This is a genomic window from Streptosporangium sp. NPDC050284, from assembly GCF_044459525.1.
Taxonomy (GTDB): Bacteria; Actinomycetota; Actinomycetes; order Streptosporangiales; family Streptosporangiaceae; genus Streptosporangium.
Genome location: NZ_JBITIZ010000016.1, coordinates 206,203 through 222,846 on the forward strand (window position 1 = coordinate 206,203; position 16,644 = coordinate 222,846).

Genomic DNA, 16,644 nt, shown 5'->3' on the forward strand with positions numbered 1-16,644 from the left:
CGGCGGGGTTTCAGCGGCCAAGGCCGGCGTCTCGGGCGCGGCTGACCGCTCCGTCCGCCCCGATGCGCAGCAGCAGGCCGACGCGCGTGACCGTTCCCGTCTCGTCGACCCGTACAGGGCCGGCGTGAGGCGGCGAAAAGCGGATGTCGGAAGCGCTCATGACGTGACACGGCCGGGGCGGCCCGGCGGAGCGGGTCTGCGCACGGCCGGCTTCGTACGAGACGAAGTTCCCGCATCATGCCTCGTCAGGGCATGCGCTCCAAAGTTTGTCGGCATGCGTGGCTACTTTGTCCCGTGCCACCTGAGCGCGTAATGCGTAGACCCTTGCGAGGTATCCCCATGACCGTGGAACGCACGCCGACCCATGTCGTGCCTGACGCGCCGGCACCGGCACAGCGACCCGCTGAGACCGCCGACGAAGACCTCTTCACGATGCCGGCGAGCTGGGTACGCGGCCTTCACCCACGGCGGGGCGGTGTGGCGGTCACCGTGAAGCGGCCGGATGCGGGCGCACCGGCGAAGGTCGCCGCGACACTGGCCGAGTATCGGCAGACGATCCTCGGCTCCCTGAAGTTGTGCTCCGATCCGGAGATCGTCGAAGCAGCCACGGCGTACCTGGCCGGGAACGTGACTCCGCTGGGCGCCGCAGTGATCGCGGAGGTGGTGGGCGCGCACCTGGGCTGGCAGGACACGACGACACTGCCCGCGTTCGCCGACACCTGGCTGCTGGAGCGAGGCCCGGTGTTCGCGGCGGTGGCGGTGGCGGAGTTGAACGCGGTGAAATGCGGCGGCGACCACCACTACCACAGCAGCATGAAATCCGCCCTGCCGATCCAGTGGCTGGGCGCGACCGAGCGCCCCGGTCGCTGGTGGGGCTGGAACCGAACGGAGCTGCCCCTGCGGGTCCGCGCCGCCGTCGCGGCGACGTCGGACGCCGAGTACGCCGAGGTGGTGGCCGCGCTGGCCGAGTGCCGTGAGAAGGGCCCGCACCATCGGATGGCCGCGTCCTACCTGGTGCCGACCGAGATCGACTGGGTGGACGCGGATTGCACCGAAGCCGTGGGCCTCGGCTCGGGCCTCGCCGACTGCCTGATCGCCGCGATCAGCACCCCCGCCCAGGCGGCGCTGATCGTGGATCACGTCTCGGTCTACCAGGTGGCTCACTCTCTCGCCCTGCCGGCCACGCTCATCGACGGCATGGGCGCCGCGGCCGTGCCGGTCCTGGCCGGATGGTTCGACGGTGCCTACGGCAAGGAGGATCAGCGGCGGCTGCTGGCGGTGCTCGCCGAGTCGCCGACCGACGAGGCGATGCGGGCGCTGATCGACCGGATCGAGCACAGGCACGCCCAGCCGGCGCTTCTGCGGGCGGCGGCCCGCTTCCCGCGCCGGGCGATGCGGATGCTGGCCGCCTCCGGTGGCAAGGTGGTGGATGAGCTGCTGCGGGCCCACGTGCTGGCCCACCCCGACCTGGTGGACGAGGTGTCGGCGGAGTTGGGCGATGCCGCCGCGCGGCGCGTCAGCACGATCTCGACCGCTGCGGCGGTCGCCGTCGCTCCGCCGGAGGCCCTGCCCGAGGTGCTGGTCAGCCCGCCGTGGACACGGCGGCGTACGGCTCGCAAGCCGGTGGTGGTGGGCGGCCTGGTGTGCGCGGATGAGCCGAAGGTGGTGTGGGGGGCGGGCGAGCGCGATGCCTGGCTCTCCGTCCCAGAGCACTGGAGCGGCTATGGCGACCACGATTGGAAGCGCACCGCCGCAGGCATCGCCGGGGCCGGGCCGAGCCGCGTCCCCTGGTATCAGGAGGTGAGTCTGTTCACGGCCGGACCGGAGGAACTCGCCAGGCCGTTGATCGAGATGTGGCGCCCGTCCGATCTGTGGGGCGCCTCCGACTGGATTCGGGTGGTGCTCGCCCGCTTCGAGTCGGCCGCGCTGCCCATGGCGGTCGACAGCGCCAGGAAGAACCCCGGGCCGATCGCTTCGACACTGCTCCCGTTCGCCGCCCCGGAGATCGCCGTGCTGATGGCCGAGTGGTTGACCCGGCTGAAGTCGGTGCGGGCCACCGCGCTGTCCTGGCTGACGCGGCACCCCGCCGCCGCCGCCCGGGCGCTGGTTCCGCCGGCCCTGGGCAAGCCGGGGCCGGCCCGCCGGCAGGCCGAGCAGGCCCTGCTGGCGCTGGTCGCGGGCGGCAACCGCGACGCTGTGGCCCAGGCCGCCACGGGGTACGGCCCGGCTGCCGAAGCCGCGATCGCCGACCTGCTGGTGGGCGATCCGCTCGACGCGCTCCCCAGCAAGATCCCGACATTGCCCGACTGGGCCGATCCGGCGATCTTGCCCCGTGTCCGGCTGCGCGGTGGCGCCGAGGCACTGTCGATCGAGGCGGCTCGCCACGTGATGACGATGCTGGCGATCTCCCGGCCCGGTGACCCGTACGCCGGCATCTCCCTGGTCAAGGATGCCTGCGACAGCCGGAGTCTCGCGGACTTCGCCTGGGCGCTCTTCCAGCGCTGGCAGATGGCCGGGTACCCGTCCAAGGAGAGCTGGATGATGGACGCGCTCGCGCCACTCGGCGACGACGAGACCGTCCGCAGATTGACCCCGCTGATCCGGACCTGGCCCGGGGAAGGCGGGCACAGCCGGGCCGTCGCCGGCCTGGACATCCTGGCCACCCTCGGGTCCGAGGTCGCGCTGATGCACCTGCACGGTATCGCGGAGAAGGTCAAGTTCAGCGGGCTCAAGAACCGGGCCCGGCAGAAGATGGTCGAGGTCGCCGCGGAACTCGGCCTGGAGCCTCAGGAGCTCGCCGACCGGTTGGTGCCGGATTTCGGCCTGGCCGCCGACGGCAGCCTCACCCTCGACTACGGCGCCAGGAAGTTCGTGGTCGGCTTCGACGAGCAGCTCAAGCCGTACGTGGTCGACTCCGGGGGCAAGCGGCTGAAGAGCCTGCCCAAGCCGGGCGCCAAGGATGACGCGGAGCTGGCGCCCGCGGCCCACCGGCGTTTCGCCGGGCTGAAGAAGGACGTCCGCACCGTGGCCGCCGACAACATCCGCCGGCTGGAGCAGGCCATGGTGAGTCAGCGGCGCTGGAGCGGGGAGGACTTCGCCCGGCTGCTCGTCGGCCACCCGTTGCTGTGGCACATCGTGCGGCGGCTGGTCTGGGGATACTACGACTCCTCGGGTAAGCCGCTCGGCGCGTTACGCGTGGCCGAGGACCGCGGCTTCGCCGACGTCGAGGACGAGACGCTGACCCTGCCCGACGGTGTGCTCATCGGGGTGGCGCATCCGCTGGAACTGACCGAGACCCTCAGTGCCTGGGCGGAGACGTTCGCCGACTACGAGATCCTGCAGCCGTTTCCGCAGCTGGGCCGGGAGGTCCACACCTCGACCGCGGACTTCGACCCGAACGCGTTCACCAAGATCCCGACCGGCCGGGTGCTCGGTCTGGAACGGCGGGCCTGGCGACGTGGTCATCCGCAGGACGCCGGTTGGCAGGGCTGGATCGAGCGCGACCTTCCCGGAGGCAGGACCTTCACGGTCGGTCTCGAACCCGGTGTCGCCATCGGCTACATCGACATGCAGGAGGAGCAGACCCTGCATGTCTCCAAGCAGGACTTCGACGGCCTCGACCCCATCGCCGCCTCCGAGATCATGCGCGACCTGCGGGAGCTCGTCCGATGAACGACCACATCCAGCGGCCTCCGGCCGAGGTGCGCTACGCGGACGAGCTGGCCCGGCTGCGCGAAAGCGACGACGGCGACCGGCCGCCCGGCTGGGCGCTGAGCCTGCGAGCCGCCCGACGCTTCGTCATCGGCGACGAGAAACTCGGCATCGGCCGTAAGTTCGCCGGCGACCCGTCACTGATCGATCGAGCTCTGGTGACCCTCGCGACCAATCGAGGGCTCATGCTGGTCGGTGAGCCGGGCACCGCGAAGTCGTTGCTGTCGGAGCTGCTCGCCGCAGCGGTCAGCGGCACATCGATGCTCACCGTTCAGGGAGGCGCGGCCACCACCGAGGACCAGATCAAGTACTCGTGGAACTACGCGCTGCTGGTCGCCGACGGCCCGTCGACGCGGTCGCTGGTGCCCGCTCCGCTGCTGCGCGGCATGGCCGAAGGCAAGGTGGTGCGCTTCGAGGAGATCACCCGATGCCCGCTGGAGGTGCAGGACTGCCTGTTGTCGCCGCTGTCGGACCGCGTTCTCTCCATACCCGAGCTGACCGGGCCGGAGTCGATGGTGTTCGCGAAGGAGGGCTTCACCGTCATCGCCACCGCCAACACCCGCGACCGAGGCGTCAACGAGATGAGCGCCGCGCTCAAGCGGCGCTTCAACTTCGAGACCGTCTTCCCCATTCCCGACTTCGACACCGAGTTGTCGCTGGTGGAGGCGGAGGCCGCGGCGCTCCTGCGGCGCTCGGGGGTCGGCGCGCCGCCCCGGCGTGACGTGCTGGAGGTCCTGGTCACCGCCTTCCGCGAGTTGCGCGAGGGGCAGACCAGGCGGGGCGACGCCACCGACCGGCTGTCCGGGGTGATGAGCACCGCCGAGGCCGTCTCGGTCGCGCACGCCGTCGGGTTGCGCGGCTGGTTTCTACGCGGTGAGCCCGGCACGGCGGCCGACCTGGTGTCGTGCCTGGCGGGAACCGCGGCCAAGGACAACCCCGAGGACCTGGCGAAGCTCCGCAGGTATCTGGAGCAGCAGGCCAACGGGCGGCGTGGCGACCAGTGGCAGGCCCTGTACGAGGCCCGTCACCTGCTGCCGGGCTGACGATGACCGCGACGTTCATCGGTGTCCGGCACCACAGTCCCGCCTGTGCCCGGCTGGTCGCCGACACCATCTCGGCGCTGCGGCCGGCGTACGTGCTGATCGAGGGCCCGGCCGACATGAACCACCGGCTCGGGGAACTGCTGCTCGGGCACGAGTTGCCGATCGCGGTGTACACCGGCTACCGCGACGCGCAGCGCCGGCACGGCTCGTGGGCGCCGCTGTGCGAGTACTCCCCGGAGTGGACGGCGCTGACCGCCGGCCACGCCGTCGGTGCGGAGACGCGTTTCATCGACCTGCCCGCCTGGCATCCGGCGCTGGCCGAGGTCCACAACCGCTACGCCGACGCCGAGGCCCGCTACGCCGAGGTGACCGAGCGGCTGTGCCGCACCTTCGCCGTCGACAACGTGGACGCCCTGTGGGACCACCTGTTCGAGATCGAGCCCGCCGATGGGCTGGCCGAACGGCTGGCCACCTACTTCGACCTGGTGCGTGGTGACGCCGAGCCCGGCGCCGACGACATGGCCCGCGAGGCGTACATGGCGCGGTGGATCCGAGCCGCCGTCGCCGACGCGGGCGAGCGGCCGGTCGTCGTGGTCATCGGCGGCTTCCACCGCCCCGCGTTGATCCGGCTGAGCGAGCAGGGCGAGCGGACCTGGCCGGAACTGCCGGAACCGCCCGATGACGCAGTCGTCGGCAGCTACCTGGTGCCGTATTCCTTCCGGCGGCTGGACGCCTTCGACGGCTACCAGTCGGGCATGCCGTCGCCGGGTTACTACCAGCGGCTGTGGGAGTCGGGCCCGGCGGAGGCCGCCCGCGGGCTCACCGAGGCGGTGGCGGTACGGCTGCGCGCACGGAGACTGCAGGTGTCCACCGCGGACCTGATCGCCGCTCGGGCCACCGCGGACGGGCTGGCGCTGGTGCGCGGCCACCGCCATCCGGCCCGGGTCGACGTACTGGACGGCCTGGCGAGCGCCCTGGTCAACGAGGCGCTCGAGGTTCCGCTGCCCTGGGCGACCCGCGGGCGTCTGCGGGCGGGCAACCATCCCGCGATCGTGGAGATGGTCGCGGCGCTCAGCGGTGACCGGGTCGGCCGGCTGCACCCGTCGACTCCGCTGCCGCCGCTGGTGCACGCCGTCACCGAGCAGCTGTGCCGCCACGGTCTGGACGGCTCCGGTGAGGTGCGTCTCGACCTCGGAAAGGAGATCGACCGAGAGCGCAGCAGGCTGCTGCACCGGCTGCGGGTCCTGGCGATCCCCGGCCTGGCGCGCGAGTCCGGACCGCAGCCGGCAGGCCCTCCGGTGCTGGTCGAGCAGTGGACGCTCACCGACGCCGACGACCGGTTGCCCGCCCTGATCGAGGCCGGTGGCTACGGCGTGGACCCGCGGGAGGCGGCCGCCGCCGCCCTGTCGGAGAAGGTCACGGCCGGGGACCTGGATCAGCTGGCCCGCCTGTTGTTCGACGCGGCGGTGTGCGGCATCGGCGAGCTGACCGGGCGGGTGCTGGACGACCTGACGCGGGCCATCGGCGCGGCGGCCGACCTGGGGTCACTGGGCCGTACGCTCACCGTCGCCCTGGCGATGTGGCGACACGATGACATGTTCCGGACCAGCCGTAGCACCACGCTGGGTACGGTCATCGCGGCCGCCACCCGCCGGGCACTGTGGCTGGCCGAGGGAGCGCGGGGTGGTCCGGCACCGGCCGACCTCGGGCGGATCGGTGCCATGATCGCGGTCCGCGACGTCCTGACCCACGCCGCGACGCCGCTCGAACTGGACACCCGGGCGGCTCTGGGGGTCGCCGACCGGATCGCCGCCTGCCACGAGGCGCCGCCCGACCTGCGGGGCGCGTCGTTCGGGCTGGGCTGGTCACTGCGAGGTGCGGCCGCCGCCGACCCCACGCGGGCGATACGCGGCGCGTTCACCCCGGCCTCGGCGGGCGACTGGCTGGCCGGGCTGTTCGCACTGGCCCGTGAGGAGGTGCTGCACACCGCAGGGATGCTGGAACTGCTCGACGAACTGCTGGGGGCGATGACCGACCATGACTTCCTGGTGGCGCTGCCGGCGCTGCGCCAGGCGTTCGGCTACTTCCCGCCCCGAGAACGGCACATCATCGCCACCCGCCTGGTCCGGTGGCGCACCGGCTCCAGCCGGGACCTGATGCGGCTCGATGCGAGACCGGAGCTGGTGGCGGCAGGGATGGCACTGGACGAGCGGGTCGACGCGGCGCTACGCCGGGAGGGACTGATCACATCATGACCACGCTTGTTCCGGTCACGAGGACGAAGGAAGTCTCATGATCGATCCCGTCCTCGAACGCTGGCGGCTGCTGCTGGGTGAGTCCGGCGAAGCCTGCCTGGGCGGAGAGCGGCTCAGCGCGCAGGCAGGCGCCCGTGACGCGGCCATGGACTGGCTCTACGGCCGCGACGACGACCTGCGTAAGCGGGGTGTACGGCGAGGCGGTTTCCGTGAGGGCGGCACCGGCGCATCGATGCCGACCACCGTCGACTGGCTCGACGACATCACCCGGCTGTTCCCGAAGGAGACGGTCGAGCGGCTGCAACGCGACGCGGTCGAACGCTACGAGATCCACGACGTGGTGACCGACCCGGCCGTACTGGAGCGCATCGAACCCAACCAGGCCCTGCTCAAGGCGGTGCTGCGCACAAAACACCTGATGAACCCACAGGTGCTGCGGCTGGCCCGGCGGATCGTGGAGACGGTCGTCCGGCAGTTGACGGACAAGCTCGCCACCGAGGTGCGGACCGCGTTCTCCGGCACGAAGGCGCGCCGTCCCGGTCGGTTGCGGCAGGCCCGCAACTTCGACGTCACCCGGACTCTGCGCGCCAACCTGGGCCGCTACCGGCCGGACACCGGCAAGGTGGTGATCGAGACCCCGTACTTCTTCACCCGCACCCGCCGCCACCTTGAGCAGTGGCAGGTGATCCTGCTCGTCGACCAGTCCGGGTCCATGACCGACTCGGTGATCCACTCGGCGGTCACCGCGGCGTGCCTGTGGGGGCTTCCCGGCGTGCGCACCCACCTGGTCGCCTTCGACACCGAGGTCGTCGACCTGACCGCCGATGTCGACGATCCGGTGGAGCTGCTCATGAAGGTTCAGCTCGGCGGTGGCACCGACATCGCCCGCGCGACGGCGTACGGCGCCGACCTGGTCGACCAGCCGCGGAGGGCGATCGTCGTGCTGATCTCCGACTTCTACGAGGGCGGCGATCCCCATCGGCTGGTGCGTATCGTTCGAGACCTGGTAGGGCAGGGCACCAAGGTGCTGTGCCTGGCCGCTCTCGACGAGCAGGCCAACCCCGATTACGACCGGGAGCTGGCGCAGCGCCTGGCGAATGTCGGGGCGCACGTGGGCGCGATGACACCTGGCGAACTGGCCGCCTTCGTCGCGGAGCACGTAGGCCGATGAGGACCGACCTGCTCGCGCTCACCGCCGACTCCCTCGCCGCACTCACCAATCGTGGCCTGGTCAAACGAGCCGCCAGAGAACTCGACGGCGTCGCGCCACGACTGCGCGCCGATCCCGACGGTACGGTGCACGGTGAGTTTCCCGACGGCCCGGCCGCCAGTCTGCCTCCTGGCGGCCTCGACGCGGGGAGGTGCACCTGTGGTGCCACCGGCATCTGCCGCCACCTGATCGGCGTGATCCTGGCCTACCAGCGTGCCGACCAGCCGGGTGAGGGGCTCTCGGCCGGTCAAGGGGCCGGCGAACCCGGTGTGGAACGTCCGGCCGCCCGCCCGCCCGCGCCCTGGAATCCGGGGCAGGTGACCGACGACGAACTCACCGCGAGGATCGGCACCCGCATGATGGCCGCCGCCCGCCGTGCCGAGCAGGCCGGATACACCGCCAGGGTCCGCCGCGCCACCGCCGCGAATCCGGTGCCTCAGGTCGAGCTCGCTGCGGCGACCGTGCGTTTCCTGGTCCCCGGTGACCTTGGCTTCGTGCACACCGACACCGCCGCAGGCAACCGCGACGAGGTCGTCGCCCTGGCGGTGTGGGCGTTCCGCGCCGCCGACGACAGGCATCCCGAGGTGTCCGACGTGCGGGTCGACGTCGGCGGCGTCGAAGCAGGCACCGGCTCCGGGCTGGAGCGGGCGCTGACGCTGGCCGCCACGGTCCTGCACGAGGGTGCGACGCATCTTGGGCAGAGCCTGGAGACCACCGTCGCAGACGTGCGCCGCCACCTTGACGACGCCGGTCTGCGCTGGCCGCTCCTGGCCGTCGACGATCTCGCCGAGCAATTGACCGCCTACCACGACCGCGGCGCCCACTACCGTCCGGAGCTGCTCGCCGGTCACATCGCCGAGTTGCACGCCCGCCACCGTGCGGTGATCCGCCCGAACGCCACTCTGCGCAGCAGCGTGCTGGGCACCGCGGAGGCCGCGGAGACACCCCTGCGCCGGGCCCGCCTCGACAGTCTCGGCTGCCGGATTCGGGCCCTCGGCAACCAGCGGATCGCCGAGGTGTATCTCGTCCACGGTGCCAGTTCCATGGTGCTCGTGCTTCGCCGTCATTGGGACGGCGACGCCGACGGCGCGGAGCTGTCACGGCGACGGATCGCCACGACCACGCTGGGCGCGCTCGCCGCCGGCAACCTCGTCACCGAATCCGCGGTCCGCAGCGCCAACCGGACGGTGCGGCTGGCCACGGGACGGATCGCCAAGACCACTGTCAGCCCTTCGCGGGGCAACTGGGACGAACTACCACCGTCACTGGTGGCGACCGACTTCACCGGCCTTGCCCGCGAGCTCGACGCCCTCCCCCCGCAGCCGATCCGTCCGCGTGTCGAAGCGGAACTGGTCCGGGTCGTCGCGGTGGGCGGGGTGGAGTCCGTCACCTACACTCCGGGTGACCAGCGTCTCGACGCCGTGATCACCGATCGGGCGGGCAACCCCGTCACCGTCACCGCCACCCACACCAGCGCCGCCCCCGGACGCCTCGACGCCCTGGCGGCCGTGTTCGCCGGTACGGAAGGTGAGCTGCGTTTCATCAGCGGCATCGTGCGCAGAACAGCCGGAAGCGTCGTCATCGAACCGGTCGGCCTGGCGGTCGAAGATCGGGTCATCGTCCCCGACCTGCGGCCCGCCGGGAGCTTTGTCGGGCTCGCGGTCGCCGACGCGACCCCACGCGAACCGTTGTTCGCGGCCCTGGCCGACACTCGGGATCTCCTCGCGGAAGCGCCCCACCGGGGCCTGAGCCACCTGCCCCCGAGTTATGGTGATCGGCTCGCGGACGCGGCGCAGCGGTTGACCGCGCTCGGACTGCACCGTGTCGCGCAGGCCGTCACGGCCTTCGGGGCGACGCTGACCCACGGCCGTGACCAGGCGACCGAGCAGGCCTGGGTCGACGCGTACCTGCGCCTGGAGGTCGCTCTCGATCTCTGCTGACCGCCGAACCGTACGCGGTGCTCCGTACCGCCGAACCGGACAAGGAACGAAGAACGATGACCGAGACCCTCCGCGACCACACGCAGCAGGCCGCCCACAGCACCGACCCGTCCACGCAGCCGTCAGAATCGACCGTGCCCGCTTCGCCTTGTGCCTCTCCACCGGGGCGCTCATCTGGTCGACCTCCAGCTTCGTCCACGGCTTCCAGCCCACCTCCGAGATCGGCTGGACGATCACCGACCTGGGCGGCCTGGCCTTCCAGCTCGGCCTCTGGGCCCTCATCACGCTCATGAGCCGCACCGGTGCGATCGGGGTGACCCGCACCGCCCGCGTCATGCTCACGGTCGAACGGGTGCTGCTCGCCCCGGCGATGGTGTGGAGCCTGATCCACGGTCTCTTCCCCGCCGCCCGCGACACGCTCTGGCTGGGCATCCTCGACATCTTCTGGCCGCTCTCGATGCTGGGCATGTTCGTGATCGGCATCAAGGTCGCGGTGGCCGGCCGGTGGCGCGGACTCGCCCGCGTCTGGCCGCTCGTCGCCGAGAGCTGGGCGATCGTGTCCATCCCCGCGATGGGGATTCTCGGCGCCTCGATCGGAGGCGTCGTCGCCGCGACCCACCTGCTCGTGGGGTACGCCACCCTCGGACTCATCATCGCGTTCCGCCCCGAACTGGTACGCGGCGAGGACTGAGCGCGCCCCCTTGGCAGCACAGCGTTCGTCGCCACAGGAGCAGGACCCCGAGCGCGGCCGGAACCGGTTCCCCGGTTTCGCACCGGGGATCGTTATTCGCCGGTGGCACCGTCGATGCGCTCGCGCAGCAGGTCCGCGTGGCCGTTGTGCCTGGCGTACTCCTCGATCATGTGGACGAGGATCCAGCGATGGGTGCAGTCCCGGCCGTTGCGATCACCGAAGGCGTCCAGAGGTTTGGCCGCGGAGATGGCACGGGCGTGTTCGATCTCGGACCGCCAGGTGGCGAAGGCCTCCTCGACGGAGGCGGTGTCGACCTCGTTGAAGTCGGCGTCGTTGTCGCGGTCCTTGACCCAGAGCTTGGGGATGTCCTCGCCGTTCAGCACGCGGCGGAACCAGATGCGTTCGACGTATGCCATATGCCTGACCAGGCCGAGCAGGGACAGGGTCGAGGGCGGCACGGAGCGCAGGCGCAGCTGGTCGTCCGTCAGGCCCGCGCATTTCACGGCGAGAGTGGCCCTGTGCCATTCGAGCCAGTTGTTGAGCACGGTGAGCTCGTCGCCGTTGAGGGGCGGCGGAACACGGGTGTCGGTCACGGGCACAACCTATCCGTCGTAGGCGGCGGGCCGGTGACGCGGGCATCGACGCTTCAGGCGGAGCTTGCCCGATCCGGGCGGCGAGTCCGGCGCACCATGTGGTCCCCGCGACATCGGCGCGGGCGGTGAGTTCGACGCGCGGTGTGGTTCCCTGCGACGCCACCGCGGGCGGCGAGGGCACGCCACCTGGTCCCCGCGACGTCGGCGCGGGCGGTGAGTTGTCCGATGGCGAGCCCCCTGGCATCGGAAGGGGACTCGGTCGCGCCCACGGGCCGAAGGTTGACCTCATCTATGGTTGAGGTTTCATGATTGACGGGTGACAAGATCTTCTGCGGCCCCCGACCCGGCTGTCCTTGACCGCGCTGGGCGACGAGAGTGGATCGGGCTCGCCGTTCTCTCCCTCCCCGCTTTCCTCGCCTCCCTCGAATTGACCGTGACCCATCTGGCGTTGCCCGCCATCGGCAGGGCGTTGGCGGCCGACAGCGCTGAGCTGTTGTGGATCGTGGATGTTTACGCCTTCCTGCTCGCCGGATCGCTGATCACCATGGGTACGCTGGGCGACCGGATCGGCCGCCGACGACTCCTGTTGATCGGTGCGGCCGCGTACGGCATCGCCTCCGTGCTCGCGGCCTACGCGCCCAGCGCGGGTGCGCTCATCGCGATCCGCGCGCTGCTCGGAATCTCCGGTGCCACGTTGATGCCGTCCGTGCTCTCCCTGACCGTCGCCATGTTCCGGGACCCGCGGCAACGTACTGTCGCCGTCGGGGTCGTCATCGCGAGCGTGTCCGGAGGCACCGCGATCGGGCCTCTCGTGGGCGGCTGGTTGCTTGAGCGCTTCTGGTGGGGGTCGGTGTTCCTGCTCGGCGTGCCGGTGATGGCGCTGCTTCTGGTGCTGGGGCCGATCCTGCTGCCGGAGCGACGCTATGCCGGGGTAGGGCGGTTGGACCCGATCAGCGCCGTACTGTCGCTGGCCGCGGTCCTGGTGGCGGTCTACGGTCTCAAACAGATGGCCGCCGACGGTCCCGACCCGTTGCCCGTGTTCTCCGTCGCGGCCGGGTTGCTGTTCGCCGTCATCTTCGTACGCAGGCAGCGTGCGCTCCGCGACCCGTTGATCAACCTGAGGTTGTTCGCGAACCGAGCGTTCAGCACCGCGGTGGCCACGCTGGCGCTCGGCATCTTCGTGTTGTGGGGTTTCAATTACGCCTTCGCACAGTACTTGCAGTTGGTACACGGACTCTCTCCGCTGGAGGCGGGCCTGTGGACGGCGCCTTCGGCGGTCGGGGTGATCATTGGGTCGACGCTGGCCTCCAGGATCGTGCGATGGACGGCCCCGGGACCGGTCATCGCGGTCGGACTGGCTCTCGCCGCCACCGGCTTCGTGGTGGTCGCGCAGGTGGGCGTCCCGCCGGTAGGCATGACAGCCGGGACAGGCGACCTGGCCATCCTGGTGGCCGGGGCCGTCATCGTGTCCGCCGGGCTCGGTCCGATGATGGCGCTCGCCACCGACATGGCCGTCGGTGTCGCGCCGCCCGAGCAGGCCGGCGCCGCCTCGGCGATCTCCTCGACCGCTCCCCAACTGGGCGGCGCACTCGGCATCGCCATTCTTGGCAGCGCCATCACCGCGGTCTACCGAGACGAAATGAGCGGCGGCGTTGTGGTGGGTTTCCCCGCGGAGGCCGCGTCCGCCGCGACGGAGAGCCTGGCCGGTGCTGTGACGGCGAGTCGCATGCTCCCCGACCGGCTCGGGGACACGCTGCTCGGTGCGGCCCGTCAGGCGTTCACCGCGGGATTCCAGTTGAGCGCCCTGGTCAGCGCCGCGATCGTGGCGGTGATGGCCGTCACGGTCGCGGTCATGCTCGGGCGCGGCAGAGTCGGCCCCAAGCCGACCACGGGACGTTGATCGGACCGCATGTGCCGGTGGCCACGGCGGCCAACGCCAACGGCCGGTGGGAGATCCTCGGTCCGGAGGTCACCTCCGCCGAGGACGGCGCCGACCGGCCGGCGGCTCATCCCGGTTCAGGCGACCAAGATCGTCCTTAGGTAGTCGGCCACCGCATCGCCTGACCGGGTCCGTACGGCCACATAGCCGTCCGGCCGGACGAGGACGAGCGTGCCCCCGCCGGCGCCGTAGCGCTTGCTCGGAGGTCCTGGCTCCAGCCGGTAAACGCGGATGTCGTCGCCGTAAAGTCTGTCCAGGCGCTCGGCCGGATCCGGCGTCACCGCGCCGAACTGGAGCAGCGTGAAGTGGGAGCCGCGGAAGAGGTCGAACAGCCGCGACCGCTCGCCGGTCACCGGGTGCCGACACGGTGAGTCGGGCGCCCGGTCACCGGGCCGGACCTTGCCCTTGTCGCCGACCGACAGCTCGGAGGCGCGGTAGTTCACGCCGAGTTGGGAGGTCTTGCCGACGATCGCCCTGGTCACCGCGGGGTTGCGCATCAGCGGCAGGATGATCCGGTCGCGCAGGAAGGTCATCAGAGGTTTGGTGGAGAACAGCGCGGTCATGCCGGCGCCGCTGGCCTTGAGCACGGATTCGGCCACCGGGCGGCGCTCCCGCTCGTACGTGTCGAGCAGGCTGTCGGGGGCCTGGCCGCGTACCGTGAGGGCCAGTTTCCAGCCGAGGTTGTAGGCGTCCTGGATGCCGGTGTTCATGCCGAGCCCGCCCGCGATCGGGTGGACGTGGGCCGCGTCTCCGGCGACGAAGACGCGGCCGGCACGGTAGCGGTCGGCGAGCCGTACCTTGTAGCTGAAGCGCGACAGCCAGGTGGCGTTGTGCAGGCGCACATCCGTCCGGCCGGTGCGCTGCGCGAACAGGCGCTGGAAAAGCTCGAGTGAGGGCTCCTGGCCGGCCCCCTCCTCGCCAGGGCGTACGGTGAGGCCGAACTGCCACGACAGCGTACCGGGCAGCAGCGCGAGGCCCACGGAGGACTCATCGGTTGCGTACCAGACGTAGGAGCCGTCGCGGGGCAGACCGTCGACCTCCACGTCGCCGAGCAGGTAGTGCTCGGTCTCCGACACCAGCCCGGGGAAGGTGATCCCGGCGGCCTCGCGCACGGCGCTACCGCCGCCGTCGCAGCCTACGAGGTAGGAGGCGTGGATCACCTCACCCGTGGCGAGCCGTGCGACGACCTGACTGTCGGACTGCTTGAGGTCGGTCAGTCGCAGGCCGCGCTCCACGTGGCCACCCAGCTCGGCCAGGCGGGCGCGGAGGATCTGCTCGGTGCGCCACTGCGGTAGCAGGACGAGCGTCGGGTACGGCACATCCGGCCGCGGGCGGACACCGGCCAGGAGGTGAAGCTCCGCGACGAACCGGCGGTCCAGGTAGATCCGCGCCGGCATCTCGGACGCCCCGGCGTCCAGAAAGTCCTGGACCACGCCGAGGTCGTCGAACACCTCCAAGCTGCGCGGCTGTATGCCCTTGCCCCGAGACTGACGGTGGAATTCGGGAGATCTGTCGATCACCCGGAAGGTGACGCCGCGCCGGGCCAGCTCGCAGGCCAGCGTCAGTCCGGTCGGTCCGCCTCCGACGATGAGTACGTCTACGTCGGTCATGTTTTCCCCTGATTCCGGAACGGAACCTATCCGTTCCGTTTGGAGGATAAGCGGCCCCGAAGCTGGGACGCAACCGTTCCGTCTCGTGTTAATGTCGCCGACATGGCCGAGATCCGCCCGCGTGGTCGCGGCGCAGCCGTGCTGCGCCGGACAGTCACCGACACCATCCTCGCGGCGGCGGTCGCCGAGTTGGCGGAGACAGGGTACGCCGGGATGTCAATGGGCGCGGTGGCCCGGCGAGCCGGCACGGGAAAGGCCGCGCTCTACCGGCGGTGGTCGTCGAAAGAGGCGATGGTGGTCGACCTCATCGACGTCGTCGCCTCCCGGCAGGTCCCGGCAGGCGGGGCCGGTGACCTGAGCGGCGACGTGCGAGCCTACGTCCGAGCGGTGGCGGACACGCTGTCGGATCCCGTGGTCATGTGCATCGTGCTCGATCTGACAGCCGAGGCCGCTCGCAACCCCGAACTCTCCCAGGCGTTCGACACCGCGATCCGGCAACCGCGCAGGGCCGCCTGCGAGCGGTTTCTGCGGAGCGCGATGGAGCGCGGCCAGTTGCCCGCCGACCTCGACCTCGACCTGGCCCTCGACCTACTGGTCGGGCTCACCCAGTGGCGCGTCCTCAACACCGGCCGGACCGTCGACGACTCCTGCGTCGAGGCGACGAGCAAGCTGATCATCCAGGCGCTTCCGCTCTGCGTGGGCGTCGGCGATGAGCGTGGTGTGCCGGGATGACGGCTCCTGCGCGGGTTTCCGTGCGCCGGACGGCGCCAAGGCCGCCCATCCTGCTTCGAGTGTGTGGGCGGGGCGGCTGTTCGGCAGGCCGGAGGGCGAGAACAGCCGAACCGTCTCCATCGCGTGCGGCACGCTTTCGTACGCCCGCGACGGTGCCGCGGAACCACACCGCTACCCGTCGATCCAGCCGAGCTCGACCGCCCACCCGTACGTCATGGCTTCGGCCGCGGGCAGCGTGAGGAACGAAACGGCGTACAGAACGACAAGGAGCCCGATCGGAACGGCCCAGGCGCGAGTGCGGGCTTCCGGCGGACCTGCCTCATCCTGTCCGGCGTCGGTACGGCGCTCCCGCCGGAGCCGCGTCCCCGGGAGCCGGCGGTCGTCAGGCCTCAGCGCCCACGACGCGACGGCGCACGCCCCGAACACCAGCGGCACCCCCCACGTCCGAAGACCGTCGCCGACCGTCAGATGCGACACCACGGCACTCGACCACAGGAAAAAGGCACCCGCGTACGCCCACTCCTTGATCAGCGGCAGCCCGGGCGCGATGATCACGATGGCCGCGCCCGCCTGCCACGCGGCCAGAACATAGGCGAAGAATTGGGGATATCCCAGGTGGCCTAACTGGGCTTCCACCCACTCGATCGGCACAAGGTTCCACACCGATCCGGCAACCAACTCGAAGACGATGACAAACGTGGTGGCCCAGAAGGCGACAGGGCGGATCCCGCCCCGATTCCAGCCGCTTCGTGCTGCGGAGGCCGGCTTCTCGCCCGTCGTGTGCTGGAACGTCGTGGTCGTTCGAGTTCGCCTCGCGGCCTCCTCGTCACGTCGGTCCGCCATGTTCATGAGATTCTCCTTGCGTTGCGAGCGACTTCGGTTCGAAGTCGCAGGTGGCGATTGACTCCACTGACTCCACA

11 protein-coding genes are annotated in these 16,644 nt (G+C 70.9%); 8 read left to right on the forward strand and 3 right to left on the reverse strand.

Annotation, left to right across the window (positions count from 1 at the left end; all coding sequences use genetic code 11):
* The first annotated feature begins 339 nt into the window (after nt 1-339).
* The 6 genes from ACIBH4_RS31915 to ACIBH4_RS31940 all read left to right on the forward strand — a co-directional run bounded on the left by ACIBH4_RS31915 (nt 340) and on the right by ACIBH4_RS31940 (nt 10,850).
* On the forward strand, nt 340-3,672 hold the full coding sequence (locus ACIBH4_RS31915; RefSeq protein WP_362764588.1) for a DUF4132 domain-containing protein: 3,333 nt from the start codon (nt 340-342) through the stop codon (nt 3,670-3,672).
* Nucleotides 3,669-4,754, forward strand: a complete 1,086-nt coding sequence (locus ACIBH4_RS31920) for an AAA family ATPase (protein ID WP_362510552.1) — start codon at nt 3,669-3,671, stop codon at nt 4,752-4,754. The genes ACIBH4_RS31915 and ACIBH4_RS31920 overlap by 4 nt, the downstream gene beginning before the upstream one ends.
* A gap of 2 nt (nt 4,755-4,756) precedes the next feature.
* Complete coding sequence (locus tag ACIBH4_RS31925) at nt 4,757-7,009, forward strand: DUF5682 family protein (protein WP_362764585.1); 2,253 nt, start codon at nt 4,757-4,759, stop codon at nt 7,007-7,009.
* Nucleotides 7,010-7,046: 37 nt separating this feature from the next.
* Entirely contained in the window at nt 7,047-8,180 is a 1,134-nt protein-coding gene (locus ACIBH4_RS31930; protein WP_362510558.1) for a VWA domain-containing protein, read from the forward strand.
* Nucleotides 8,177-10,159, forward strand: a complete 1,983-nt coding sequence (locus ACIBH4_RS31935) for a hypothetical protein (RefSeq protein ID WP_362764582.1) — start codon at nt 8,177-8,179, stop codon at nt 10,157-10,159. The genes ACIBH4_RS31930 and ACIBH4_RS31935 overlap by 4 nt, the downstream gene beginning before the upstream one ends.
* Nucleotides 10,160-10,307: 148 nt before the next feature.
* Entirely contained in the window at nt 10,308-10,850 is a 543-nt protein-coding gene (locus tag ACIBH4_RS31940; RefSeq protein ID WP_362764579.1) for a hypothetical protein, read from the forward strand.
* 92 nt (nt 10,851-10,942) lie between these two features.
* Here ACIBH4_RS31940 and ACIBH4_RS31945 read toward each other — a convergent pair whose 3' ends face one another.
* Nucleotides 10,943-11,443 carry a DinB family protein gene (locus tag ACIBH4_RS31945; protein WP_362510567.1) on the reverse strand — a complete coding sequence of 167 codons (501 nt, stop codon included), beginning with the start codon at nt 11,441-11,443 and terminating at the stop codon, nt 10,943-10,945.
* Between the two features lie 316 nt (nt 11,444-11,759).
* Between ACIBH4_RS31945 and ACIBH4_RS31950 the strand changes: the two genes are divergently transcribed.
* Complete coding sequence (locus tag ACIBH4_RS31950) at nt 11,760-13,343, forward strand: MFS transporter (RefSeq protein ID WP_362510570.1); 1,584 nt, start codon at nt 11,760-11,762, stop codon at nt 13,341-13,343.
* A 116-nt stretch (nt 13,344-13,459) separates the two neighbouring features.
* On the opposite strand, the gene ACIBH4_RS31955 is transcribed toward ACIBH4_RS31950, so the two are convergent.
* The gene (locus ACIBH4_RS31955; protein ID WP_362510573.1) at nt 13,460-14,992 is read right to left on the reverse strand and encodes an FAD-dependent monooxygenase; all 1,533 of its coding nucleotides are present in this window, start codon (nt 14,990-14,992) and stop codon (nt 13,460-13,462) included.
* Nucleotides 14,993-15,094: 102 nt separating this feature from the next.
* On the opposite strand from ACIBH4_RS31955, the gene ACIBH4_RS31960 reads away from it, so the two are divergent.
* Entirely contained in the window at nt 15,095-15,724 is a 630-nt protein-coding gene (locus ACIBH4_RS31960; RefSeq protein ID WP_362764576.1) for a TetR/AcrR family transcriptional regulator, read from the forward strand.
* Between the two features lie 171 nt (nt 15,725-15,895).
* Here the strand turns inward: ACIBH4_RS31960 and ACIBH4_RS31965 are convergent, their stop codons facing one another.
* Nucleotides 15,896-16,573 carry a DoxX family protein gene (locus ACIBH4_RS31965; protein ID WP_362764573.1) on the reverse strand — a complete coding sequence of 226 codons (678 nt, stop codon included), beginning with the start codon at nt 16,571-16,573 and terminating at the stop codon, nt 15,896-15,898.
* Nucleotides 16,574-16,644 lie beyond the last annotated feature (71 nt).